At 54.6% G+C, this 23,325-nt stretch carries 23 protein-coding genes and 1 tRNA gene; 20 read left to right on the forward strand and 4 right to left on the reverse strand.

What is annotated here, in order from left to right; all coding sequences use genetic code 11:
• Positions 1-5 precede the first annotated feature (5 nt).
• The 14 genes from argR (at position 6) to DKB62_RS10290 (ending at position 13,033) form a co-directional block, all read left to right on the forward strand.
• Complete coding sequence (gene argR, locus DKB62_RS10225; protein WP_087476872.1) at positions 6-461, forward strand: arginine repressor; 456 nt, start codon at positions 6-8, stop codon at positions 459-461.
• 7 nt (positions 462-468) lie between these two features.
• Positions 469-2,154 (forward strand): DNA repair protein RecN, encoded by a 1,686-nt coding sequence (gene recN, locus DKB62_RS10230; protein ID WP_107196577.1) that lies wholly within the window; start codon positions 469-471, stop codon positions 2,152-2,154.
• Positions 2,155-2,236: 82 nt separating this feature from the next.
• Positions 2,237-3,034 carry a 4-hydroxy-tetrahydrodipicolinate reductase gene (dapB, locus tag DKB62_RS10235; RefSeq protein ID WP_107196578.1) on the forward strand — a complete coding sequence of 266 codons (798 nt, stop codon included), beginning with the start codon at positions 2,237-2,239 and terminating at the stop codon, positions 3,032-3,034.
• A gap of 28 nt (positions 3,035-3,062) precedes the next feature.
• Positions 3,063-4,100: an aspartate-semialdehyde dehydrogenase gene (locus DKB62_RS10240; RefSeq protein WP_107196579.1), complete on the forward strand. Its 1,038-nt coding sequence runs from the start codon at positions 3,063-3,065 to the stop codon at positions 4,098-4,100.
• A gap of 16 nt (positions 4,101-4,116) precedes the next feature.
• Positions 4,117-5,001 (forward strand): 4-hydroxy-tetrahydrodipicolinate synthase, encoded by an 885-nt coding sequence (gene dapA / locus DKB62_RS10245; RefSeq protein WP_107196580.1) that lies wholly within the window; start codon positions 4,117-4,119, stop codon positions 4,999-5,001.
• Between the two features lie 183 nt (positions 5,002-5,184).
• Positions 5,185-6,261, forward strand: a complete 1,077-nt coding sequence (locus DKB62_RS10250) for an IS30 family transposase (protein WP_115759886.1) — start codon at positions 5,185-5,187, stop codon at positions 6,259-6,261.
• A gap of 93 nt (positions 6,262-6,354) precedes the next feature.
• Positions 6,355-6,431 (forward strand) — tRNA-Arg (locus DKB62_RS10255).
• Between the two features lie 184 nt (positions 6,432-6,615).
• Positions 6,616-7,329 (forward strand): class I SAM-dependent methyltransferase, encoded by a 714-nt coding sequence (locus tag DKB62_RS10260; protein WP_107196364.1) that lies wholly within the window; start codon positions 6,616-6,618, stop codon positions 7,327-7,329.
• Between the two features lie 12 nt (positions 7,330-7,341).
• Complete coding sequence (locus DKB62_RS10265) at positions 7,342-8,124, forward strand: class I SAM-dependent methyltransferase (protein ID WP_107196365.1); 783 nt, start codon at positions 7,342-7,344, stop codon at positions 8,122-8,124.
• 2 nt (positions 8,125-8,126) lie between these two features.
• Entirely contained in the window at positions 8,127-9,068 is a 942-nt protein-coding gene (locus tag DKB62_RS10270; protein ID WP_205410342.1) for an ABC transporter permease, read from the forward strand.
• Entirely contained in the window at positions 9,065-9,904 is an 840-nt protein-coding gene (gene nikC, locus DKB62_RS10275; protein ID WP_107196367.1) for a nickel transporter permease, read from the forward strand. The genes DKB62_RS10270 and nikC overlap by 4 nt, the downstream gene beginning before the upstream one ends.
• A gap of 17 nt (positions 9,905-9,921) precedes the next feature.
• The gene (locus DKB62_RS10280; protein ID WP_107196368.1) at positions 9,922-11,475 is read left to right on the forward strand and encodes an ABC transporter substrate-binding protein; all 1,554 of its coding nucleotides are present in this window, start codon (positions 9,922-9,924) and stop codon (positions 11,473-11,475) included.
• A 5-nt stretch (positions 11,476-11,480) separates the two neighbouring features.
• Positions 11,481-12,278 (forward strand): ABC transporter ATP-binding protein, encoded by a 798-nt coding sequence (locus DKB62_RS10285; protein WP_198643523.1) that lies wholly within the window; start codon positions 11,481-11,483, stop codon positions 12,276-12,278.
• Complete coding sequence (locus DKB62_RS10290; protein WP_107196370.1) at positions 12,275-13,033, forward strand: ABC transporter ATP-binding protein; 759 nt, start codon at positions 12,275-12,277, stop codon at positions 13,031-13,033. The genes DKB62_RS10285 and DKB62_RS10290 overlap by 4 nt, the downstream gene beginning before the upstream one ends.
• Before the next feature lie 63 nt (positions 13,034-13,096).
• Here the strand turns inward: DKB62_RS10290 and DKB62_RS10295 are convergent, their stop codons facing one another.
• On the reverse strand, positions 13,097-13,627 hold the full coding sequence (locus DKB62_RS10295; RefSeq protein ID WP_107196371.1) for an LptM family lipoprotein: 531 nt from the start codon (positions 13,625-13,627) through the stop codon (positions 13,097-13,099).
• 23 nt (positions 13,628-13,650) lie between these two features.
• Positions 13,651-14,910, reverse strand: coding sequence for a DEAD/DEAH box helicase (locus DKB62_RS10300; RefSeq protein WP_107196372.1), 1,260 nt, complete (start codon positions 14,908-14,910; stop codon positions 13,651-13,653).
• A gap of 221 nt (positions 14,911-15,131) precedes the next feature.
• Here DKB62_RS10300 and DKB62_RS10305 point away from each other — a divergent pair, with 221 nt between their 5' ends.
• Positions 15,132-15,524 carry a hypothetical protein gene (locus DKB62_RS10305; RefSeq protein ID WP_233127978.1) on the forward strand — a complete coding sequence of 131 codons (393 nt, stop codon included), beginning with the start codon at positions 15,132-15,134 and terminating at the stop codon, positions 15,522-15,524.
• A complete protein-coding gene (locus DKB62_RS10310; protein ID WP_107196373.1) occupies positions 15,521-16,381 on the forward strand; it encodes a hypothetical protein in 861 nt (286 codons plus the stop codon). Before DKB62_RS10305 ends, DKB62_RS10310 begins: the two co-directional genes overlap by 4 nt.
• A gap of 54 nt (positions 16,382-16,435) precedes the next feature.
• On the opposite strand, the gene potE is transcribed toward DKB62_RS10310, so the two are convergent.
• Together potE and DKB62_RS10320 are read right to left on the reverse strand one after the other, a co-directional pair.
• The gene (gene potE, locus DKB62_RS10315) at positions 16,436-17,764 is read right to left on the reverse strand and encodes a putrescine-ornithine antiporter (protein ID WP_087476888.1); all 1,329 of its coding nucleotides are present in this window, start codon (positions 17,762-17,764) and stop codon (positions 16,436-16,438) included.
• 250 nt (positions 17,765-18,014) lie between these two features.
• On the reverse strand, positions 18,015-19,196 hold the full coding sequence (locus DKB62_RS10320) for an acetyl-CoA C-acetyltransferase (RefSeq protein ID WP_087476889.1): 1,182 nt from the start codon (positions 19,194-19,196) through the stop codon (positions 18,015-18,017).
• 631 nt (positions 19,197-19,827) lie between these two features.
• On the opposite strand from DKB62_RS10320, the gene DKB62_RS10325 reads away from it, so the two are divergent.
• The 4 genes from DKB62_RS10325 to DKB62_RS10340 are packed head-to-tail and all read left to right on the forward strand — an operon-like array spanning position 19,828 to position 23,319.
• Positions 19,828-20,412 carry a MaoC family dehydratase gene (locus DKB62_RS10325; RefSeq protein WP_107196374.1) on the forward strand — a complete coding sequence of 195 codons (585 nt, stop codon included), beginning with the start codon at positions 19,828-19,830 and terminating at the stop codon, positions 20,410-20,412.
• A complete protein-coding gene (locus DKB62_RS10330; RefSeq protein ID WP_232818820.1) occupies positions 20,390-20,938 on the forward strand; it encodes a biotin transporter BioY in 549 nt (182 codons plus the stop codon). Before DKB62_RS10325 ends, DKB62_RS10330 begins: the two co-directional genes overlap by 23 nt.
• Positions 20,935-22,071 (forward strand): thiolase family protein, encoded by a 1,137-nt coding sequence (locus DKB62_RS10335; RefSeq protein ID WP_107196375.1) that lies wholly within the window; start codon positions 20,935-20,937, stop codon positions 22,069-22,071. Before DKB62_RS10330 ends, DKB62_RS10335 begins: the two co-directional genes overlap by 4 nt.
• 3 nt (positions 22,072-22,074) lie before the next feature.
• Positions 22,075-23,319 (forward strand): AMP-binding protein, encoded by a 1,245-nt coding sequence (locus DKB62_RS10340; RefSeq protein ID WP_107196376.1) that lies wholly within the window; start codon positions 22,075-22,077, stop codon positions 23,317-23,319.
• Positions 23,320-23,325 lie beyond the last annotated feature (6 nt).

A 23,325-nucleotide genomic window follows, 5' to 3' on the forward strand; every position in this document is an offset into this window, starting at 1 on the left:
CTAACATGAAACGATTTCGCTATACGAAGATAAAGGAAATAGTGCAGTCCCGTCCGATTGAAACGCAGGAAGAGCTGGCAAAAGCCCTGCAGGAAGAAGGGATTGAGGTCACGCAGGCGACGGTGTCGCGCGATATTAAAGAACTCATGCTCATCAAGGTTCCGACCAGTGACGGCCATTATCGGTACGCCCTGTCGCCGGAACAGAACATGCTCATGTCCAAAAACCGCATGGCCCGCCTGTTCCAGGATTCTATCGTCCGCGTCGACTCGGCCTTTAACCAAATCGTCGTTCATACGCTGCCGGGCTCGGCCAGCATGGTGGCTTCGGCTATCGACCACGCGAAATGGGAAAGCATTATCGGGACCTTAGCCGGCGACGATACGATTCTCATCATTACGAACAACGCGGAAACGGTGCCGCAGCTGGTAAAATTAATCGTGTCGCTGATGAAAGAATGAGGCGCTTATGCTGCAATCGCTGCACATACATAATTTTGCGTTAATAGAAGATCTGCAGTTTTCTTTCGGCGAGGGCATTACGATTTTTACCGGCGAAACCGGCGCCGGCAAATCTATTCTTCTCGATGCAATCGGCATGTTGGCGGGAAAACGCGCTTCAGCATCGTTCGTGCGGCAGGGCACGGACGCCTTTCGTGTTGAAGGCGCGTTCTTTTTTTCTGTAATAGACGAACATTTGGCCCATCTGCTGGAAGAAAACCACATCGAGTGCGACGATGGCCAGCTTGTCATCTGTCGGCAGTTTTACCGCAGCGGCAGGGGTACGACGCTGGTGAACGGCACGCTGGTGCCGACTGCCGTCGTCAAGCGCATTGGCGAATACCTTCTCGACATACACGGCCAGTTCGACAACCGCCTCATCTTTGACCCGGCCTACCACGTCGGCATACTGGATTCGCTGACGCCGGAGCTGCAGCAGGAGCGGCGCCGGTATGACGAAATGTACGGCGCGTGGCGTTCCCTGTGCCAGCAGGCGCGGAAGCTGCAGCACGACGAAGGCGAAAAGGCGCGCATGACCAGCATTCTCGATTTTCAAATCAAGGAAATTGAAAGCGCCCAGCTGCAAATCGGCGAGGACGACGAGCTGGAAAAGAAGGTGCGCGCCGCGTCTCATGCCGAGCATATTAAAGACAACTTGAAGGAAGCTGTATTTTGCCTGGAAGGGGGCGAACGGCAGAAGGGTATCGTCGAACAGCTGGAGACGATACATCGCTGCCTGGAAAAGGCCTCCGCCTACGATACGGCCTTTGACGACCTGGCGTCTAAGGTGGAAACGCTGTCCTATGAGGTAGAAGACGTGCACGACGGCCTGATGCGGTATGCCGATTCCTTTGAATTTGACGAACGGGCTCTCGACGCTATGCAGTCCCGCTTGGCGGCAATCGACAAGCTCAAGCGGAAATACGGCCTTACGATTGAAGAAATACTGGCCTTTTTGGCCAAAGCCAAGGGCGAATACGAACGGCTCGACCAATCGGAAAGCCTGCTGGCGGAGCTTCAGGCTAAAATCAAGCGGCAGGAACAGGGCCTGCGGCGACAGGCCGAACGGCTGCTTTTGCTGCGGCGGGAAGCGGACGCCTCCTTTCGTCAGGCCATGGAAGAGACCCTTCATCAATTAGGCATGCCGAACAGCCGCATCGCCTTTCACATCGAGCCTATGGAAAAAATTCTTCCTGACGGGGCGGCTTCCATCGAATTATATTTCTCGGCCAATACGGGCGAAGCCATGCAGCCTCTGGCGAAAATCGCCTCGGGCGGCGAAATTTCCCGTATTGCCCTAGCCCTGAAGTCGAGCGCGGCCTCGGCCGGCGGGCAGACGATGATCTTCGATGAAATCGACGTCGGCATCAGCGGGCAGACGGGATTGAAGGTAGCCGAGCACATCCGGCGGCTGGGACGAGACAATCAGGTCTTGTGCATTACCCACCTGCCCCAGACGGCGGCCATAGCCGATCACCATTACTTCATCTATAAAAGGGAAGCCGATGGTCGGACCGTTTCGCAAGTTCGCCCGTTGTCGGCAGAAGACCACGTCTTGGAAATCGCCCGCATGTTTGCCGGCGACGACGCGACGGAGGCCAGCATCGAGGCGGCCAAGCAAATCGTGCGTCAAGTGCGGGACGACAAGATTTAAAGTGATTCTATTGACGAATTTGCATAATAGGTATATATTAATGGTAATCTTTAATTAAGTAAAATTAGGATGGTGAACAAACATGATTCGCGTATTGGTAAACGGCGCGGACGGCCGCATGGGAAGCCAGGTCGTCAAAGCCGTATATGAAGATAAGGATTTAGAATTTGTCGGCGGCGTCAGCGTGACGAATATCGGCAAAGACGCCGGCGAACTGGCTGGCGTCGGCGCGCTGGGAATCGCTATCCGCGAAGGCTTAGGCCAGGCCCTGGACGACATTAAGCCCGACGTCGTCGTAGATTTTACGACACCTAAGGTTATCTTTGAAAACGCCAAGACATGCATTGAACACGGCGTCAATATGGTCGTCGGCACGACGGGCCTGACGGCAGAACAGCGCGGCGAATTGGCCGCCTTGGCAGAACAGCGCAAGACGAGCATTTTCATTGCGCCGAACTTTTCTATCGGCGCCGTTTTGATGATGAAGCTGTCGGAAGAAGTGGCTCCTTATTTGCCGGATGTAGAAATCATCGAACTTCACCATAATAATAAGCTGGACGCTCCATCCGGCACGGCCATCATGACGGCTAATAAAATCGACGCGGCCCGTAAGGCTGCCAATGCCCAGCAGGCTCCGGATAAGACGCATGAAAGCCTGGACGGCGCCCGCGGCGCAAAAGTGGACGACATTCCCATTCACAGCGTCCGCCTTCCCGGTTACGTAGCCCATCAGCAGGTGCTGTTCGGCGGCTACGGCGAGCTGCTGACGATCCGTCACGATTCTATCGACCGCAAATCGTTCATGCCCGGAGTCATTTTGGCTGTAAAGAAAGTAAGCTCTCGGCCGGGCCTGACCTTTGGCTTGGAAAATTATTTATAAGACGTAAGATGTTGGAGGGGTTTTTAGTATGGCAAAAGAACCGGTAGTAGCGATTTTAGGCGCCACAGGTGCAGTTGGACAAGAATTTATCCGCCTGATTGAAGAACGAAACTTTCCGTACAGCAAGCTGAAGCTGCTGGCGTCGGCCCGTTCGGCAGGCAAGACGATGACCGTCAACGGTCAGGAATACACGATAGAAGAAGCGAAGCCCGAATCTTTCGACGGCGTAGATATCGGCTTGTTTGCCGGTGGTTCTATCAGCAAGACCCTAGGGCCTGAAGCTGCTAAACGGGGCTGTATCGTCATCGATAATTCCAGCACGTTCCGCATGGATCCGGACGTGCCCCTCGTCGTTCCTGAAGTCAATCCGGAAGACATTGCTTGGCATAAGGGCATCATAGCCAATCCGAATTGCTCGACGATTATCATGCTCATGGCTTTGAAGCCAATTCACGACTTGTCGCCGATCAAAAAGATTATCGTCAGCACCTATCAGGCCGTGTCCGGCGCCGGCAAAGAAGGCATCGACGAGCTGCAGGAAGAAACGCAGGCCTACCTCAAGGGCGAAGCCATGAACCCGCAGATCCTGCCGAGCAAGAGTTTGCCGAAGCACTATCCCATCGCATTTAACCTGATTCCGCAGATTGATAAATTCATGGAAAACGATTATACGAAGGAAGAAATGAAGATGGTCAATGAAACCCATAAGATGCTTCACGACGATACCATCGCCATTACGGCGACGACCGTCCGCGTTCCCGTTTTCCGCAGCCATGCCGAATCCATTTACGTAGAAACGCAGGATGAATTGACTGTCGACGCGATCCGCAAGGCCATCGACGCCTTCCCGGGCGCGCAGGTACAGGACAATCCGGCCGAAATGGAATATCCCATGCCCATGTATACGTCGGAACAATACGACTGCTACGTAGGCCGCATCCGCAAGGACCTGTACAATCCCAAAGCCGTCAACTTGTGGGTATCGGGCGACCAAATCCGCAAGGGCGCCGCACTGAACGCCCTGCAGATCGCCGAATACATGCTGGCTCATGATATGGTAAAGTAGAGAGGAGCGAATTGGTATGTTAACATTTGGCAACGTTATCACGGCTATGATTACGCCGTTTTATGAAGACGGGTCCGTCAATTACGAAGGCGCCGTCAAATTAGCGCAGTATTACTGCGAAAACGGCTCCGACGGCATTCTCGTAGCCGGTACGACCGGCGAAGGCGCTACGATGACGGAAGAGGAAAAATTAAAGCTCTTTACGGACATCTCTGCCGCCGTAGGCGATAAAGTGATGGTCATGGCCAACGTAGGCACGAACAATACGGCGCAGACGATCGAATTCATGAAAAAAGCGGAAAAGACGGGAGTAGACTGCTTCCTGGCCATCGTTCCCTATTACAACAAGCCGAATCAGGACGGCTGCTACGCCCACTTTGCGGCCCTTGCGAAGGCGACGGATATGCCGATTCTGATCTACAATGTACCGGGCCGTACAGGCGGCAAGATTGAAGCGGCTACGGTCGTCAAGCTGGCCCATGACTTCAAGAATATCGTCGGCATCAAGGAAGCCAGCGGCGATTTGAACGCAGCTACGACGATTGCCCGCGATACAGACGACGATTTCTACGTATACAGCGGCGAAGATAATCTGACCCTGCCAATTTTGTCCGTCGGCGGCTGCGGCGTTATCAGCGTTGCGTCCCATATCATCGGCAAGGAGATGAACGAAATGGTTCAGGCCTATAAAGACGGCGACATCAAAAAGGCCATGGAACTGCATCAGAAATACCTGCCGGTTATGACGGGTATCTTCTGCACCGTAAACCCGACGCCGATCAAGGCCTGCTGCAACATGCTCGGCCTGCCGGCCGGCGCATTCCGCCTGCCTATGGTAGACGCCAGCCCGAAGGTAAAAGAATTCTTAACGCAGATGATGAAGGATGCCGGCGTCATGTAACTGGAAATCATCAATACGATGGAGCAAATGGGGAAGGAGCGCCGCTCTTTCCCCATTTTATATAAAAAACGTATGGTTAATTGTAAAATGAATTTGAACAGGTAATCAAAAAAACAAAAATCCATAGTGAAGCTTCATGTTAAAATGGTTTTGCGAGAAATCATCAACAAAGGAGCAATCACTATGGATCACATCCATTCTAACACAATTGAGGACGTACGTACACCCGGCCGCCATCTTTCTTTGGAGGAACGTGGCATGATTCAGGCCCTGCATCGCCAGGGGCTTTCCCTTCGCAACATCGCTGCTGCAGTAGGATGTGCTCATACGACTGTTTTCTATGAACTTCGGCGTGGAACGCCGGATCGGAAAAGCAAGCACGGTCGTGCCCCTCAGTATATGGCAAAGCGCGGTCAGAAGGCTTATGCAGAGAATCGCAAGAACTCCAGGAAGCCTTGTAAAATCGATCATGACGACTGCGAGCTGTTTATCCAATGGATGGTGGAACGAGTCCGCCAGGAACGCTGGTCACTGGATGCCTGCGTTGGCTATGCTAGGCGAAATAAGCTATTTACTCCGGAACAGATTCCCTGTACCAAGACGCTCTACAACATGCTTTGGGCTAACAAACTTCCACTGTCACTCTTCGAGGTACCGCAGGTCTTGAAGCACAAACGCCGCCGCAAATGGGTGCGTAAGAACAAACGTATGAAGGGCCGCTCCATTGAGGAACGTCCTGCCGTCGTCGATGATGGTACCGAGATGGGCCACTGGGAAGTGGATACGGTCGTTGGTCGGCGCGCAGGTCGTGAAGCAGTAGTCTTCACCGCTGTTGAAAAGGTTACGCGCAACTACATCGCTATCCGAATTCCTGGACGTACCTGCGCCGGCGTTGAAGCTGCTCTTGCACAGTTGCAGGAGCGATATGGCGCAGAGTACTTCAGCCAGATCTTTAAGACGATGACGGCCGATAACGGTCCAGAGTTTGAGAACTTATCGCAGTTCGAGAGCCTCGGTACTAAGATATACTTTACACATCCGTACAGCTCATGGGAGCGGGCTCAGAACGAACGCCACAATGGCCTGCTGAGGGATTTCATCCCAAAGGGCATGTCCATGGAGCGGTTCTCTGATGAGGATATCCTGAACATGGCAGATACGCTGAACCAGCGCCCACGGCGTGTTTTGGGCTACCATACGCCGTCAGAGCTATTTGATGCATTCCTCGATGAAGTTTATGCTAGTGAGTGTGTTTCCTGATTATGGTTGTTCAAATTCAACTTGCAATTTACCATAAAAAACGTATTGACAAATAATAAAAAATTTACTATACTATATAAGTCGTTAAGATATGACTCGGTAGCTCAGCTGGATAGAGTGACTGACTACGAATCAGTAGGTCTAGGGTTCGAATCCCTACCGGGTCACCACAGAACAGCTCATGCATTTTGCATGAGCTGTTTTTTTGTGCGCAGTATAAACGATTAGCATATGGTCATGAAGGATTGGATGGACTGTACGGTAATTTCTATCCCCATAGGGGGCTTAAAAGGCCATATATATTTTTGTATAATAAAATTACTTTAAATTACGATGTATAGAAAGGCTAGGCAGATGGAAGAGATTAAACGTGAAATGATAGCGTATTGGTCGCAGCGGGTCGACGAGTTTTCGGCGCAGCGGTGCCGGGAGTTTCAAAGCCCGAAGCGGCGGCTGTGGATAGAGGAGTTTCAGCGGTATTTTTCAATGGACGCGCCGCTGCGCATCTTAGACGTCGGCACGGGCACAGGATTTTTTGCTAATATCCTGGCCCTGGAAGGGCACGACGTCGTCGGCATCGATCTGACGGAGCACATGATCGCCGAAGCGAAGCGGAAAGCGGCGCTATATCATGTGCCGTCGGCGTTTTACGTCATGGATGCGGAACGGCCCGAGTTTCCCGACGCTTCTTTTGACGTCGTCATTTCGCGCAATCTGACCTGGGCTCTTCCGAATTTGGGCAAGGCCTATAGGGCGTGGCGGCGCGTGCTGAAGGACGGCGGCCTGCTGCTGAATTTTGATGCCGATTATTGCCATGAAAGGGCGGATATGCCGCTGCCGGCTGCCCACGCGCACCAACGGATTGCGCCGTCGCTGCTGGCTGACTATGAACGGATGAAGACGGTCCTGCGCAGGCCGGAGCTGCGTCCGCAGCGGGATTGCGAGTTATTGGCCGAGGCGGGATTCCGCGATGTCCGCGTGGATCTGTCCGTTTGGAAGCGCATATATCATGACGTAGACGAATTTTATAATCCTACGCCCATATTCTGTATTGCGGCGTATGTTTGACGAGGGATGACTATGGCGGCTTATGAAAGCTATGAACAAGAAAATATGGCCTATTGGACAAACCGCGCGCCGGGATATTCGGCAGTCCATCAAAACGAGCTGAGCTCAAGCCAGCGGGACGTCTGGAGACGGACGCTGCTGCAGCACATAGACGCGGCCTGCGGTAAAGAGAGTGCTTCATCAATCCGCGTGCTGGACGTCGGCACGGGGCCGGGATTTTTCGCCATTCTGCTGGCTGAACGGGGCTATGAGGTGACGGCCGTCGACTATACAGCGTCTATGCTGGAAGAAGCGAGATACAATGCCGGACGGCTCGGCCGGTCTATACGGTTTTGCCGCATGAACGCGGAGCAGCTGGCCTTTGCCGACGGGTATTTCGACGTCGTCGTCACGCGGAACCTGACGTGGAACCTTCCGCACCCTGACAAGGCCTATGGCGAGTGGCGGCGCGTCCTGAAACGAGGCGGCCTGCTGCTGAACTTCGACGCCAATTGGTATCGGTATTTATACGATGAGGAAGCGCGGCGGGGATATATGGAAGACAGGGAGCATATCCGCCGGAGCGGCGTTGCCGACGAGACGGACGGGACAGATATACCGGCTATGGAAGCAATCGCCGGCAAAGCGCCCTTGTCGGGATGCGTGCGCCCGCAGTGGGATTTAGATATTCTGCGGCGCTTGGGGATGGACGCCGTCGCCGACGAGGATATATGGAAGACGGTATGGACGCGGGAAGAACGCATCAATAACGGCTCGACGCCCATGTTTATGATAAAGGCTGTGAAGCGGTTATGACGATGTATGTGATAAAACGGCTTCTGCAGCTGATTCCGATTTTGTTGGGAATTACCTTTCTGTCCTTTGCCATGATGCATATTGCCGGCAGCGATGCAGTCGTTCAAAAATATGACCGGGCAGGCATAGCTGTCGCTGCGGAAGTCGTCGCGGCTGAACGGGCGCAGCTGGGCTTGGACCGGCCGTTTCTGACGCAATATATCGTTTGGCTGGGAAATCTGCTGCACGGCAATATGGGTGTCAGCTTCATGACAGGGCGCGACGTTTTTGCTACCTTCATGGATAAATTGCCGGCGACGCTGCTCCTCACGGCGTCGTCCGTCTTGGTGACAATCGCCGTTTCTGTCCCGCTGGGCATTGCGGCAGCAGTCCGGCGCAACTCGCCTGTAGATTACGTCATCCGCTTTTTCAGTTTTTGCGGCAACAGCATGCCTAATTTTTTTCTGGCCTTGGTGCTGCTGTATCTGTTTGCCGTCCAGATTCCCCTGTTCTCAGTCCTTTCCTCGGGGGAAGGCTTGGAGCATCTGGCGCTGCCGACGGCGACGCTGGCTATTGCGATGTCCGCCAAGTATTTGCGGCAAGTGCGGGCGGCCGTGCTGGAAGAAATGGGCAAGGACTATGTGCTGGGTGCGAAATCGAGAGGCATTCCCTTTTCCTGGACGCTGCGGTGCAGTATCCTGCGGGCTTCCTTTGGCACGATCCTGACGCTGCTGGCTCTTTCCATCGGCAGCCTGCTGGGCGGGACGGCCATTGTAGAATCTATTTTCATGTGGGACGGCGTGGGAAAGCTGGCCGTCGACGCGATTCACGGCCGGGATTATCCTATGATTCAGGCCTATGTCGTATGGATGGCCTTCATATACGTCGTCGTCAACTTGCTGACTGATATCGTCTATCGGATAGCGGACCCGCAGATTGGCTGGAAAGAGGGACGTCGTCGATGATATCAGAAGCTCTCGTTTCTCGCAAGGCGCCGAAGCAGCGCCTTGTCTTGTTTTCACTCTGCGCCGCCGCATTGCTGTGCGTCGCGGCCTTCGGCGCGCATCTATGCCCTTACGACCCGTATGCCCAGCAGTATGACGCGGTTCTTCAGGCGCCGAGTTGGGACCACTGGCTGGGGACCGACCGGTACGGCCGCGATATGCTGTCCCGGATTCTCGCCGGCGCGCAGCTCAGCATTTTTTCGGCCTTGGCTCTCGTCGCCATGATTGCTTTTATCGGCACGGGTATCGGACTGCTGTGCGGATATTACAGCGGGAAGGCGGACGCCCTGTGCATGCGCCTGGCCGACGTCTGCCTGGCCTTTCCCAGCTTAATTTTTGCCATGGCTATAGCGGCTGTTTTGAACGGCGGGATCCACAATGCCGTCGTCGCCTTAGGAGCCGTCAGTTGGCCTAAGTACGCCCGCTTGGTCCGAAGCCGGACCTTGGCATTGAAAGAGCAGAAGTTCATTTTAGCGGCTCAGATGGCCGGTTCTCTGCCGCGGCAGATCCTGATCCGCCATATATTGCCGAACTGCCTAGGAACAATCGTCGTGACGGCGGCTTTGGACATCGGTACGATGATGATGGAGCTGGCGGCCCTGTCCTTTTTGGGATTAGGTGCCAAGCCGCCGGCCGCCGAATGGGGCAGCATGATGAGTACGGGACGAAGCATGCTGCAGACCTATCCCTGGGTCGTCCTGTCTCCCGGAGCGGCTATTTTTCTTTCCGTAGCTATATTGAATCTATGGGGCGATGCGCTGCGCGATTATATAGACCCGAAAGAGCGGGGACGGTAATGGGGAGGTTTGCGAGGATGAATAAAAAACGGTTTATAGCGTGGATTGCAGCGGCGCTCCTGCTGCTGACGGCGGCCGGCTGCGGCGGTACGGAAGAGGCGAACCATTCCGCCGCTGGCAAAACCTTTGTCATGGGCGATACGACCTTTAACCCTGAAAACAACGAGCCCGACATCAATCCGCACAACGACAACAGCGGCTGGGCCTGTATCCGCTACGGCGTAGGGGAGACGCTGTTCCGATACTCCGATACGATGGAAATTGAGCCGTGGCTGGCAGAAAGCTATGAGCCTGTCGACGACGTGACGTGGCGGATTGTCCTGCGCAGGAATGTGACCTTTACCAGCGGCCGGCCCGTAGACGCCCAGGCCGTCAAGGAATGTCTGGAGCATTTGGTTGCCGTCCATAAGCGGGCGGCCGGCGATTTGCATATTGCCTCGATGGAAGCGGACGGACAGGTGCTGACGATTCGGACGACGGTTCCCGTGCCGGCCCTGCCCAATTATCTGTCCGACCCATACGGCTGCATCATCGACATGCAGGCCGGCATCACCAGCGACGGCATGGTGACGGCGACGGGGCCGTATAAGGCCGTGTCCCTCGTGTCCGGAGACCACGTCGACCTCGTAAAAAATGATGCCTATTGGAACGGCGAGCCCAAGCTGGATTCGATTACGATACGGACTATTTCCGACGGCGATACGCTGACTATGGCCCTGCAGTCCGGAGAAATCGACGCGGCCTACGGCATGCCCTATGCCAGCTATCCCCTGTTTCAAAACGACGAGTACACGATCAGCAGCGCGGCTACAAGTCGCACCTTCTTTGTCTGGATGAATTTCGACAGCCCTCTGATGCAGGAGGAAGCTGTCCGCAAAGCGATTTCCATGGCCATTGACAAGCAGGGCTTTGTCGACGCCTTGCTCCATGGAAACGGCTACCCTGCCGCCGGCCCCTTTCCCGGTACGTTTGCCTTCGGCGGCGATGCGGCGAAGGCCGAGCCCTATGACTTAGAAGGGGCCCGGCGCGTATTGGACGACGCCGGCTGGAAGGATGAAGACGGCGACAGCGTTCGGGAAAAGGACGGACGCAGATTAGCCTTACGCTGGCTTACCTATCCGAGCCGTCAGGAACTGCCGTTGCTGGCCGAGTCGGCTCAGGCGACGCTGAAGCAGATTGGCGTCGCCGTGGATATACAGTGTACGGCTGACCACAACCGCGTGAAAAAGGACCGCTCTGCCTGGGACGTCTATGCCAGCGCGATGGTGACGGCTCCGTCGGGAGACCCGCAGTATTTCTTCACCTACTGCTGCCTCGACGGGTCGGACAGCAATACAGGCCGGTATCACAGCGACGCCCTGGAAGAATTAGCCCGGAAGATGGAAGGGACCTTTGACCCCGATGAACGGGGCGCGCTGGCCGCGCAGATGGCGCAGACTATTCTGGACGACCACGCCTATGTATTTTGCTCCCATTTGAAGATGAGCATGATCGCCAGGAAGGGCGTCGTCGGCCTTGCGGCTCATCCCTGCGATTTTTATGAAATTACGGCGGATTTAGATAAGACGTGAGGATAATGGACATGAAAGAGGCGGTCATCGCCTATGACAACGTAGACATCTGCTATGACGGGCGGACAGTCGTGCGGCAGGCGACGTTTTCGCTGCAGCCGGGAGAGATATTGGGGATTGTCGGCGAGTCCGGAAGCGGCAAGAGCACCCTCCTGCAAAGCGCTATGAATCTCTTAGGCCCGGGAGGCGCCGTGACGCAGGGACATATTTGGTTTCAAGGACAGGATATACTGGCGTTATCGGACGAAGGGATGCAGCGTCTTTGCGGTGCACAGATGGCCATGGTCTTTCAGGATGCCGCGGCGTCGCTGTGTCCGGTGCGGACCATAGGCAGTCAAATCTGCGAGGCTGCGGCGGCCCATTTGGATATGGGGAAGGAAGAGGTCCGGCGGCAGACTTTGGAGCTTTTCGCGCGCTTGGGATTTTCAGACGGCCGGCGCGTATGGGAAAGCTATCCTTTTGAGCTGTCAGGAGGCATGAATCAGCGCGCGGCCTTAGTCTTGGTCATGCTGCTGAAGCCGGCCCTGCTGCTGGCCGACGAGCCGACGAGCGCTCTCGACGTCTGCGCGCAGAAGCAGGTACTGGATGAGCTGCTGTATTTGCGGGATCAGTACGGTACGGCGATTATGCTGGTCACGCACGACATGGGCGTCGTCTCCCGCGTAGCCGATTACGTGCTGGTCGTAAAGGACGGTCAGATAATAGAATACGGACCGGCGAAAGACGTGCTGGCCTCGCCGGCCCAGGCGTATACGAAGGAGCTGCTGGCTGCCGTGCCGAAGCTGCGGAGGGACAGACGATGACTGTTTTGGAACTGCAAGAAGTGACGAAAGTATTTTCAGGAAGAAAGGGCGCTCAGGTCAGGGCGTTGGATAGGGTTAGTTTTTGCATAGAAGAAGGCGAAAGCGTCGGCCTGATCGGTTCGTCCGGGTCGGGAAAGAGCACCGTCGCCAATGCGGTATGCCGCTTTATCGACGTGACGTCAGGACGTATTTTGCTGAGAGGCTGCGATATTACAGAGGCCAGGGGAAAGGCCCTGCGGCAGGTGTATAAAGAAGTGCAAATGGTATTTCAGTCGCCTCGGTCGTCCTTTGACCCGCGGCGGACACTGGGAGACGGCGTCGGAGAATGTCTTAAGAACGGCGGCGTCGGCAAAGCCGAACGGCGGGAACGGGTAAGAGCGCTGCTGGAACGGTGCGGATTGCCTGCTGCCGCCGCCGATTGGTATCCTCATGAGGTCAGCGGCGGCCAATGCCAGCGGGCGGCCATCGCCCGCGCCTTGGCGGCACAGCCGCGGCTGCTTGTTTGCGACGAAGCGACGAGCGCCTTGGACGTCATGGCCCAGCGGCAGATTCTTGAACTGCTGCTGGAGCTAAAGGCCGAGGGGCGTCTCCAGCTCCTGTTTATTACGCACAATTTGGCCGTAGCGCAGCAGTGCTGCGACCGGCTTATCGTCATGGACAAGGGCCGGATTGTAGAAGAAGGACGGATGGACGACGTCGTTTGCCGTCCTCAAAGCGAATACACGAGGCGCCTTATCGAGGCCGTCCTATACTGACGAAAAAGGGCTCCTCCATAGCCTGCATGGGACTAGGGAGGAGCCTTTTTCGTATGATTGTATTTATTTTTTCAAATTAGGCGTGCAGTCGACGATAATGCTGTCATATTCTTTGCCGTTTTTATTTTTCATGACCGTATAGGTTCCCTTCGTGTCGGGGATCGCTTTTTCCAGCATGTCGCTGTGCCATTTTTCTACGATCATGGTCATGCCGCCCGTTTGCTGGCTGTTTTCCGACTGCTTCTTGCCGTCGCGGGGAAGGAGCGTATCCGTCGCCGGTTCTTTGCCGTCTTTAGCCGGCAAGGTAATGGTAACGGCCCGGTCCTTTTCAAATACGACTTCGTAGAGGCCGCCCTTGTATACTTTCAGCGTATCGCCTTGCGCGTAGGGATGGCCGAATTCGGCTTCCCAATCCTGGGCCGTATCGCCGAGGCCGGCGACTTCGCCGATCGTGGCTTTTTCAGCTTTGCCCTTATCGACCTGCTGTTCCTGCGTGGTCTGGGCCTTATTGGCGTCCTGCGTGTCTGCCGGGGAACAGCCGGCGCTGACGAACAGCGTCAGAATGGCCAGGACGACGGCTAATTGTTTTTTCATATCAAGTACCTCCTTACTGTATGTTACCGCCGGCGGCGGTTGTCTCCGCCCTTATGCAGCGTTTTGTGGCGCTTGCTTTTCGTAGGCTGGTACGTGCTGGCCGGCAGCTTGTCCTTGTATACCTTTTTCTTTTTGGGAGGCTGCGCGCTGGCCTTGACTTTGATTTTGCCGCTCGTCGTATATTTGGTAATCGTGGCGTGAATGCTGTGTTCGATGCGGCGAACCCAGTCTTCGTCAGAGCCGGTGGCGAACATGACGGACAAGCCTTCGTTGCCGGCCCGGCCTGTCCGGCCGATGCGGTGGATATAATAATCTACGTCGCGGGGGACGTCGTAGTTGAATACGTGCGTAATGCCTTCGATGTCGATGCCGCGGGCGGCGATATCCGTCGCGACGAGAATCTGCGTCTTAGCCCGGGCGAAATCGCGCAGCACCTGGGTGCGGCGGCCTTGGGACATGTCGCCGTGGAGTTCGCCGATATTGAAGCCGGCGGCGATGAGCTGACCGGCCAGCTGGGCTGTCCGCTCTTTAGTATTGCAGAATACGACGGCCAGGTAGGGATTCATTTCCTGCAGCATCTGGCACAGCATGCCGAATTTTTTGTCCTCGCTGGTCATGTAGATGCGCTGTTCAATTTGCTCCAGAGCGATGGTTTCGCCTTCTAATACGCGGAGCGACAGGGGATTCTGCATGTGTTTTTTAGCCAGACCCCTGATTTTGTCCGGTATGGTGGCGGAGAAAAACAGGAGCTGACGGCGCTTGGGCGTCATGCTGATGAGGATGTCGACGTCTTCTAAAAATCCCGACTGCAGCATTTGGTCCGCTTCGTCGACGACGACCCGGCCGACGCCGCTTAAATCGAGGGAATTGCGGCGGCAATGGTCCAGGAGGCGGCCCGGCGTGCCGATGATGACATGGGGATGGCGGTGCAGCTTCTGCAGCTGGTTTTCGATCGTCTTGCCGCCGATGAGGCTGAGGACGTCGACGCCGAGAGCCGGGGCTAGGGCGTCGGCTACTTCGGCAATCTGCCGGGCCAGCTCGCGCGTCGGCGCGATGATAAGGACCTGCTCCATATGGACGTTCGGCTTGACCTGCTGCAATGACGGCAGGAGGAAGGCGTAGGTTTTGCCCGTGCCGGTCTGGGCCTGGGCCAGTATGTCGCGCCCTTTAAATACAGGCGGGATCGCCTGTTCCTGTATGGCCGTGGCCTCACGGATGCCCTGCTTGCGCAGCAGTTCGCAAAGCTCCGGCGTAATGCCTAAGGATTGGAATGTTTTGGACATGATCGTGTAAATACCTTTCTATGTAAATATTTGCGTAATTATTATCTATTGTACACAAGAGCCGTCTTTTTCGCAATAGAAGATTGCGCCGGCCGGCCATAACGACTACCCATGTATGCCCTGTATGTGGTATACTTAATTATTAAGCAAGAGAGTTCCTGTAATGGAGGTACAGAAAAGAAATGAGTGGCTGTTGCGATGTAATTCGTCAGTGCGTGTTCATGTGTTTTTTTATTATCCCGATTCCCATCGGGGCGTATACGATACATAACGGCTCCAGCGCCGTCGTGGCCCTGGTGAGCTATACGGTCTTGTCCTTCCTGGTTCCCTGGGCTTATTTAGGCAGCGCCGAAGCGCGGTTCGGCCCGGAACAGCGGAAGATAAGCCGGGCTGCCTTTGTCGTCATGTGGCTGGCTGTCGCCGCGGCCTTTGCCGTTTTCAGCGCCTGTATGGGCGATATCTGGAAATCGTCGTCCTTTTGGGAATGGCCGACTGTTGGACGGGATATCGTATTCATCGTCGGCATGTACGGAAAGGTATGCGTCACGCTGCTGCTGGCCTATGGCCTGGCCTGCCTGACCGGGTCGGATACGGCGAAGGGAGGGAGCCTATGACGGCGTCTGTGACAGATCGCGTGCGGGCTGTTCTGCGGCTGGCTCTTTGGACAGTCCCCATTCCCTTCGGCGCCTTTGCGTCCGATAAGGGCCTGTTCGTATCCCTGTCGGTCCTGGTGTTCATTTTGGCTTCGCTGAGCCTGCCCATTACGGTGCGCCGCCGCCAGATGAAGGGGACGGGAACGTCGCAATATGCGTCCGTAGGTGCAATACTATACGGCGGCATCGTCGCCCTGTGCGTTGCCGTCGCCATTCTCAACGGCCTCATGGCGTATCCGTTTTGGCAGGAATACGCCTTGCGGGTCGCCTCCTTTTTCGCATGGATGGTGGGGACCCTGACGCTGCAGTCTCTGGCTGCCTGGGGCGTGGATTGGTGGCTGAAGCGCCGCCGGGTCTACTGGTTTTCCGAATTTCTGGATACGATTTTATATAGCCTGCCTCTGCCTTGCGCTGTCATGGGCATGCTCCTGTTTCCGTCTGTCGGCGACGGCGAAGTAACGACCAGCCTGGTCGTCGGCGTGATGGGCATCATGGGCTTTGGATTTATCGCTATGGGCATATGCGTCATCGCCGTGTTCGCCTTTTATTTTTTTCCGTCAAAGGGCCTGCCGGGAAAGGAACGGATTATTCAGTGCTTGCGCATCGTCGTGATGACGGCTGTCTGGCTGGGATCGAATTCGATCATCTTCGACAGCCGCCTGCAAATTTTCAGCTCCCTTATTTTCCAATGCATGCCTGTCGTGCAAAATAATTTTCTCGTATTCATTACGCCGTTTGTCGTAGAAAGCTGTTTGGTCGTCGCCTCTGTCGCCGTTGGAAACGTGTTCGTCATGGCTGTGTATAAATTCATAAAGTAATTACGACTGATATAAAAAGAGCCGATCCGCAAGGATCGGCTCTTTTGCACGTGTTTATTTATTTTGCAGCGGCAAGGGCTGTTTCAGGATATTGAAACGGACCATGTAAATCATCCAGCCGATGAAGGCTGCCAGACAGCCGCTGAAGAAGGTTACAGCGTCTGTCGTCGTCAGGGCGTAAATGCAGTAAATAATAGATACGCCGGACAGGAAAATAGACGTATTTCTGTTGCAGACGGCATTGGAAATCTGTTCTTTTTCCAAGATAGATTTCAATGCGAAAGCGCAGAAGATGTAAGGAATAACGTTTGTCACGACGGCCAGGTTTGCCAGGAGCTCGAACTGTTTGGCCAGCGTCGGGCTGATGGTCATCAGGGCCAGGCAGCTTTGCATAGCCAGGATGAGGATCATGCCTTTGACCGGAACGTCGGCGTTGGTGACCTTGGCGAATACCTTCGGGAACAAGCCCCGCTGGGCGCTGGTCTTAAAGACGCGGGCCAGGGTAAACTGCCACGACAGGAGCGAGCCGGCGCAGGAGAAGACCATCAGGCCCATGACGACCTTGCCGGCCGTAGAGCCGAGCATGTACGAAAAGGCCAGGCCGAAGGGGGCGCTGGAGCTCAGGATTTCCGCATTGGGAACGATGCCGGCAATGACGTTCGTCGAGGCGACATAGATAAACGCTACGCCCAAGGTGCTGACGAAGGTTGCGATGGGAACGGAACGCTGCGGATTTTCTACGGCGTCCATGTTGACGGCAGCCGATTCCAGACCCAGGAAAGACCAGAGGGTCAGGGCAATGGAATTGCCGACGGCGTCGATGAACCCAACGTCGTTCGGATTCCACGAAGAAATCCACGTAGACGGTTCAAACCAGTACCAACCGATGAGCGAGATGCCCAGGACGGGAATAATCGCGCCCCAGATCGTTATCGTGCTGAGCTTGCCCGAATAGCGGGAGCCGCTGAAATTTAACGCGGCCGCGATCCAGAGCAAGGCGATTGTATATAAACATGTTTGCAGCGGCGTAAAGGAGGTTCCTAAGAACCCGGCGCCATATCCTACGGCAGAAATGGCGATAGCCACGTTTGCAATGACGATGGAAACTGCATAGGCATAATTTGCCATAAAATGTCCTATTCGCCCGAAGGCGTATTCGGAATAACCGCCCATTCCGCCAGGCTTCGTAGTAAACATGCCGCATCGGGCGAAAGTCATAGCCAGGGCGAGCGAGCCGAGAGCCGTAATTAACCACGAAATAATGGAAATCGTACCGACTTCAGCAAGTTTGGTCGGCAGCATGATGATGCCTGCCCCCAACATATTGGCTGCAGTGACGAAGGTCAGCTGAACCAAAGACATTTTACGACGTGTAGTTTTCATTATCAGTCCTTCTTTCATTGTAAAATTTTAGTATGAACAACTATTTATTTTGGCTAGTTCATTCTATCATTTTTGTGAAGAAAATAAAATAGTTTTTGAAAAATAATTATATGAAAATAGTACGTATAGAGAACGTTATATACCGTAAAGATATAGTAAAAAACTTTCCCATTTTTTACATTGTCAGAAGTGCAAAAAAACGCATGGACAAAGATGCCCATGCGTTTAGTTACGACAATATCAATTGAAATTAGTCGATGTTTTCTACGATGCAAGCCGTGCCCTGGCCGCCGCCGATGCAGAGGGTAGCCAAGCCGTATTTGCCGCCGACTTCTTTCAAGCCGTAGAGCAGCGTAACGAGGATACGAGCGCCGGAAGCTCCGATCGGATGGCCGAGAGCGATAGCGCCGCCGTGGATGTTGACTTTGCTCATGTCGAGGCCGAGTTCGCGAACAACGTATACGGACTGTGCTGCGAACGCTTCGTTAGCTTCTACGAGGGAGAGATCGTCAGCTGTGAGGCCGGCTTTTTCCAAAGCTTTGCGGGAAGAAGGAACAGGTCCGATACCCATGATGGAAGGATCAACGCCTGCGGAAGCGTAGCTTACGACTTTAGCCATCGGTTTGAGGCCGAGTTCAGCAGCTTTTTCAGCAGACATTACGACGAATGCAGCTGCGCCGTCGTTGATGCCGGATGCGTTGCCAGCCGTTACGGTGCCGCCTTTTTTGAAGGCCGGTTTTAATTTAGCGAGGCTTTCAACCGTCGTGCCTTCACGCGGGAATTCGTCTGTATCGAAAACAGTGTCGCCTTTTTTGCCATGGATGACGACAGGAACGATCTGATCCTTGAATGCGCCGCTCTTAATAGCTTCGCAAGCTTTCTGCTGGGAACGAGCGCCCAAAGCGTCCTGATCTTCACGGGAAACGCCGAACTGTTCAGCTACGTTTTCAGCCGTGATGCCCATGTGGTAATCGTTGAAAGCGTCCCACAAGCCGTCTTTGATCATCGTGTCGACCAATACGCCGTTGCCCATACGGTAGCCATAACGAGCTTTAGGAATAGCGTACGGAGCTGCGGACATGTTTTCCATACCGCCTGCTACGATAACGTCGGCGTCGCCGGCTTTAATCATCTGAGCGGCGAGGGATACGCAGCGGAGACCGGAACCGCAGACTTTGTTGATCGTCATAGCCGGCGTTTCAACGGGGAGACCTGCTTTGATCATAGCCTGACGAGCAGGGTTCTGGCCCTGAGCAGCCTGGAGAACGTTGCCCATAACGACTTCGTCAACGATAGCTTTGTCGATGCCTGCGCGTTTGATGGCTTCTTCGATAACGATAGCGCCCAAATCTGCTGCAGGAACGTCTTTCAGGGAACCGCCAAATTTACCAATAGCTGTACGGCAAGCACTTACGATTACTACTTCTTTCACAGAAAATCACTCCTTATGGTTTGAATGTAATAGTATGTCCGGATAAGACATACATGTTGCAAATGTATCATCAGTATGAATGATATATTGTTATTATAATCATAACAAACTTTTCAACATAAATGCAAGAGGGTATACAAAGTTATTACAAAAAATAATACCTTATACATATATTTTTGTTTGCTATGATTCATAATCGAAAAATAATTAATGATGACCTGAAACACTGCTACGGCTGATATGGCGTCACAGCCTATAGCAAATTTTGGAACATCATTGGTATAACGGGAAAGATGAGTTCTAAATTTCACAATCTCGTTATACATATAGTACATTTTTTCACAAATAAATGCAAGAGGAAAAAAGCGTTTGCTTATATTAAATACTCATATTTGAATATGATACAGCTAAAAAACGCATAATACATGAATAAACTGAAGAAATATATTTATTATAATGTTTTAATTATAGATAAGGTAATAAGAGCATATTGCTCAAAGCGTATAGTTTGTTATGTGAAATAAATAACGATAGTTCAATTTATTGTTAACTTAAAATAATTTATATAGTTGACACTGATAAATGAAATTGCTATAATCCCATACATATTGAACAGAAGGAAGGGATGCCGATGATGCAGCTGATTCAGCAGCTGGCTGCCTGTAAACGCTATGATTTTTCCGGCTGGTTTCTGGCAGAAGCCTCGCTGTGCCTGGAAGGAGAGGTTCGTTCGATTTCGCTGGAGGTCTGCCGGAAGACGGAGCGGCGGGCCGTGCTGCAAGTGCTGGGATGGGATGAAGGAGGAAGGTGCCGTCAGTCGCTGACGGTATTGCTGGTCAAGCCGCTCAGCCTTTCCCGGGAGATTGTATCGGCCGAGGCCGATGGTGCTCCTGACGGCGAAGTCCTGTGGCGTCATGTTTTTTCTGATGAGGAAATACAGGATTACCTGGCCGTCAGCGGCGATGCCAACGAAATACACCGAGGAAAGGGGGCCGTCGTCCCCGGATTGTGCTTTCTGGAACGGCTGCTGTCGTCGATGGATGAGGACGACCTTCGCTGGCGCTGCAAATTCCGAAAGCCCGTATATGCCGGCGAAGAGCTCTGCCTCGTGGAGACGGCTGGCGGTATGGAAGGCTATGTCGGCGGCCGCCTGGTCAATACGATAGAACGATTATCCTATAAGGAGCGTGTACATGATGAAATCAACAACATATGATGCCGGAACGCTGACGCGGCTGGCCCTGCTCATCGCCATGAACTGCGTATCAGCGTATATGATTATTCCTCTGCCCTTTTCTATGTCGCCTATATCGCTGCAGACGCTGGTCGTCAATTTGGTGGCCTATCTGCTGCCGCCGAAGCAGGCCTGTGCCGCGATGCTGGCGTACGTCTGCATCGGCCTTATCGGCATCCCCGTGTTTACGGGCGGCGCGTCCGGCCCGGGAAAAATGTTCGGCCCTACAGGCGGCTATATTTGGGGGTATGTCGTCGCCGTGACGCTCATTGCCTGGCTGAAGGGGAAGGAGTACAATTTCAAGCGCTTCGCCCTTGTCGGCGTCTGCATCGGCCTGCCGGTCATCGACGTGCTGGGATGCATCCAGCTGAAGCTCATCACTGGCATGACATGGGAGGCGGCCGTGCTCAGCGGCGTGCTCCCCTTTATCCCCTTGGATATCGTCAAGTGCCTGGGGGCGGCGGCTTTGGTCCGGCCCTTGTATAAGATCCTGGGTGCGATGCGATGAACGACGTGTATATTATCGGCGGCCTGCGCAGCTACATCGGCGTGTATAACGGCATGTACCGCCATGTGCCGGCAGAGAAGCTGGGCGCAGCCGTTTTGCAGGAAGTGATCTGCGCATACGGGCTGGTCCGCATCGACGAAATCATCGGCGGCAACAGCGTAGGCTGCGGCGGCAACATTACCCGGCTGGCCGCGCTGGAAGCGGGATTGGATGTATCCGTACCGGCCGTGACCGTCGACATGCAGTGCTGCAGCGGCCTGGAAAGCATTGCCATCGCGGCGGCAAAGGTGGCTTCGGGACAGGCGGAATGTATTCTGGCCGGCGGCTTTGACAGCGCGTCTACCCAGCCGCGGCGAAGCTGTCATCCCAATCATCCGGCCTACCGCGGCGATGGGGACTGGTACATGACGGCGCAATTCAGCCCGCAGGTATGGAGCGAAGACTCTATGCTCCGCTGCGCCGAATACACGGCGGAACAATTCCATATTACGCGGGAGATGCTGGATGCCTGGGTCCTTCGCAGCCATGCTCTGGCCGGAGAGGCCGTGCGGGAAGGCGTGTTTCAGCCGTGCATTGCCCCTGTATGGGGCGGCGCGCGGGATGAAGGCATTCGCCCAGCCATGCGTCCGCAGCTGCTGCGGCGTTTGAAGCCGGTATTGCCCGATGGAACAGTGATTACAGCGGCCAATGCCTGCCTCACCAACGACGGTGCAGCCTTTGTGATCGTGTGTTCTCCTGCGTACGCCCGCCGGTATGGACTGCAGCCGGCCGTTAAAATACGCGGCGTCGTCTCCTGCGGCACAGACCCGCTGCTGAGTCCCGTCGGAGCGGTGCAGGCCGCAGAAGCCGTGCTGACACGATGCGGTTTGCGCGGCGAAGACATAGATATTTTTGAAATCAATGAGGCTTTCGCCCTGATTGGCGAATTATTTGCCCGCCAGTTTCCACGCTGCGTGGCGGCTTACAATCCCTTCGGCGGAGCCTTGGCATACGGCCATCCTTACGGGGCGACTGGCGCCGTGCTGCTCCTGCACGCTATCGAAGGGCTGCGGGCCCGGGACGGCGCGCTGGGCTGCTGCAGTATTGCCGGCGCCGGCGGCCTGGGCAAGGCTATGATTATAGAAAGAGTGTAGACTATGGATTACTTATCGCTTATTAAAGAACAGGACGCTGAAAAAACGGCCCTCGTTACGGAAACCTGCCGGTATACCTACGGCCAGCTGGCGCGCCGGGCTCAGGCGCTGCGGGATGCCGTCGGCGGAGAACGCGCCTGCCAGTGGATTTATGCCGATACGATTGCCGAACAACTGATTCAGTTTTTGGCTTACGCCGGCACGAACTGGGTACCGGTCATCGCTCCGCAGACAAGATACGGCCGACATGATTGTTCGCAAGTCCCGCCGGAAGCTGCCTGTATGGGTGTGATGACGTCCGGATCGTCAGGCCGGCCGAAGCTGTGGTGGCGGACCTATGACAGCTGGGCATCCTTTTTTCCCGCGCAGAACGGCGTATTCGGCGTCGATAAAAACACGGTCATGTTTTGCCAGGGGAGCTTGGCCTTTACGGGGAACTTAAACATGTATCTCGGCGTATTTTCCGCCGGAGGCACTGTCATAGGAGCCGACGGCTTCCATCCTAAGCAGTGGCTGACGATGATAGAAACGTACCGGGTCAACGCGTTATATATGATTCCGGCGAAGCTGTTTCTCTTGATGAAGCAGATGAAAGCCTCCGGCTGTGATGCCGATACGGTGACGCACATGATCAGCGGTTCCCAGGCCTTGGGAAAACGGCAGGCTGGTCAGCTGAAGCAAGTCTTTCCGATGGCAGAGATTGTCTTGTACTACGGTTCCAGCGAATTGAACTATATCACTTACATCAGGGATGAGGACATGACCGATGACGACACCCTCGTAGGCCGGCCCTTCGCAGGGGTTCATATCGCCATGCAGGAGGACACGCAGGAAATTACCGTCTCCACGGCAGGCCATGTGTTGGGGCTTTCCATGCCCTACGCGACCCATGACCGGGGATATATAGACGACGGCCTGCTCCATTACCTTGGCCGCAGCGACGATATCTGCCGGGTTAACGGCGTCAGTATATCGGCCTATAAAGTGGAAAGGGCGCTGCGGGAATGCATTCCCGACGCAGAGGGGGCCGTCGTCGTCCTGCGCCGGCCTCACAGAGACGAGCTCATCGCTTATATTTCTTCATCCGATGTATGGAAACAGGATAAAACGCGTTGCATAGCGGCGCTGCGGCGACGGCTGCTGCCTCAGGAGGTTCCGGACCGTTTTATTGAAACAGCGAATTTGCCTAAAAATGAAAGCGGAAAAATTGATAAAGGACGTCTATTATCTATGACGAGCTCTTTGTAATTGTGA

This window comes from Megasphaera stantonii (assembly GCF_003367905.1).
Classification (GTDB): Bacteria; Bacillota; Negativicutes; order Veillonellales; family Megasphaeraceae; genus Megasphaera; species Megasphaera stantonii.

Bases quoted from the DNA above. Each gene is read 5' to 3' on its own strand.
- argR (WP_087476872.1), top strand. From the start codon at position 6: ATGAAACGATTTCGCTATACGAAGATAAAGGAAATAGTGCAGTCCCGT.
- recN (WP_107196577.1), top strand. From the start codon at position 469: ATGCTGCAATCGCTGCACATACATAATTTTGCGTTAATAGAAGATCTG.
- dapB (WP_107196578.1), top strand. From the start codon at position 2,237: ATGATTCGCGTATTGGTAAACGGCGCGGACGGCCGCATGGGAAGCCAG.
- DKB62_RS10240 (WP_107196579.1), top strand. From the start codon at position 3,063: ATGGCAAAAGAACCGGTAGTAGCGATTTTAGGCGCCACAGGTGCAGTT.
- dapA (WP_107196580.1), top strand. From the start codon at position 4,117: ATGTTAACATTTGGCAACGTTATCACGGCTATGATTACGCCGTTTTAT.
- DKB62_RS10250 (WP_115759886.1), top strand. From the start codon at position 5,185: ATGGATCACATCCATTCTAACACAATTGAGGACGTACGTACACCCGGC.
- DKB62_RS10260 (WP_107196364.1), top strand. From the start codon at position 6,616: ATGGAAGAGATTAAACGTGAAATGATAGCGTATTGGTCGCAGCGGGTC.
- DKB62_RS10265 (WP_107196365.1), top strand. From the start codon at position 7,342: ATGGCGGCTTATGAAAGCTATGAACAAGAAAATATGGCCTATTGGACA.
- DKB62_RS10270 (WP_205410342.1), top strand. From the start codon at position 8,127: ATGTATGTGATAAAACGGCTTCTGCAGCTGATTCCGATTTTGTTGGGA.
- nikC (WP_107196367.1), top strand. From the start codon at position 9,065: ATGATATCAGAAGCTCTCGTTTCTCGCAAGGCGCCGAAGCAGCGCCTT.
- DKB62_RS10280 (WP_107196368.1), top strand. From the start codon at position 9,922: ATGAATAAAAAACGGTTTATAGCGTGGATTGCAGCGGCGCTCCTGCTG.
- DKB62_RS10285 (WP_198643523.1), top strand. From the start codon at position 11,481: ATGGACATGAAAGAGGCGGTCATCGCCTATGACAACGTAGACATCTGC.
- DKB62_RS10290 (WP_107196370.1), top strand. From the start codon at position 12,275: ATGACTGTTTTGGAACTGCAAGAAGTGACGAAAGTATTTTCAGGAAGA.
- DKB62_RS10295 (WP_107196371.1), bottom strand. From the start codon at position 13,627: ATGAAAAAACAATTAGCCGTCGTCCTGGCCATTCTGACGCTGTTCGTC.
- DKB62_RS10300 (WP_107196372.1), bottom strand. From the start codon at position 14,910: ATGTCCAAAACATTCCAATCCTTAGGCATTACGCCGGAGCTTTGCGAA.
- DKB62_RS10305 (WP_233127978.1), top strand. From the start codon at position 15,132: ATGTGTTTTTTTATTATCCCGATTCCCATCGGGGCGTATACGATACAT.
- DKB62_RS10310 (WP_107196373.1), top strand. From the start codon at position 15,521: ATGACGGCGTCTGTGACAGATCGCGTGCGGGCTGTTCTGCGGCTGGCT.
- potE (WP_087476888.1), bottom strand. From the start codon at position 17,764: ATGAAAACTACACGTCGTAAAATGTCTTTGGTTCAGCTGACCTTCGTC.
- DKB62_RS10325 (WP_107196374.1), top strand. From the start codon at position 19,828: ATGATGCAGCTGATTCAGCAGCTGGCTGCCTGTAAACGCTATGATTTT.
- DKB62_RS10330 (WP_232818820.1), top strand. From the start codon at position 20,390: ATGATGAAATCAACAACATATGATGCCGGAACGCTGACGCGGCTGGCC.
- DKB62_RS10335 (WP_107196375.1), top strand. From the start codon at position 20,935: ATGAACGACGTGTATATTATCGGCGGCCTGCGCAGCTACATCGGCGTG.
- DKB62_RS10340 (WP_107196376.1), top strand. From the start codon at position 22,075: ATGGATTACTTATCGCTTATTAAAGAACAGGACGCTGAAAAAACGGCC.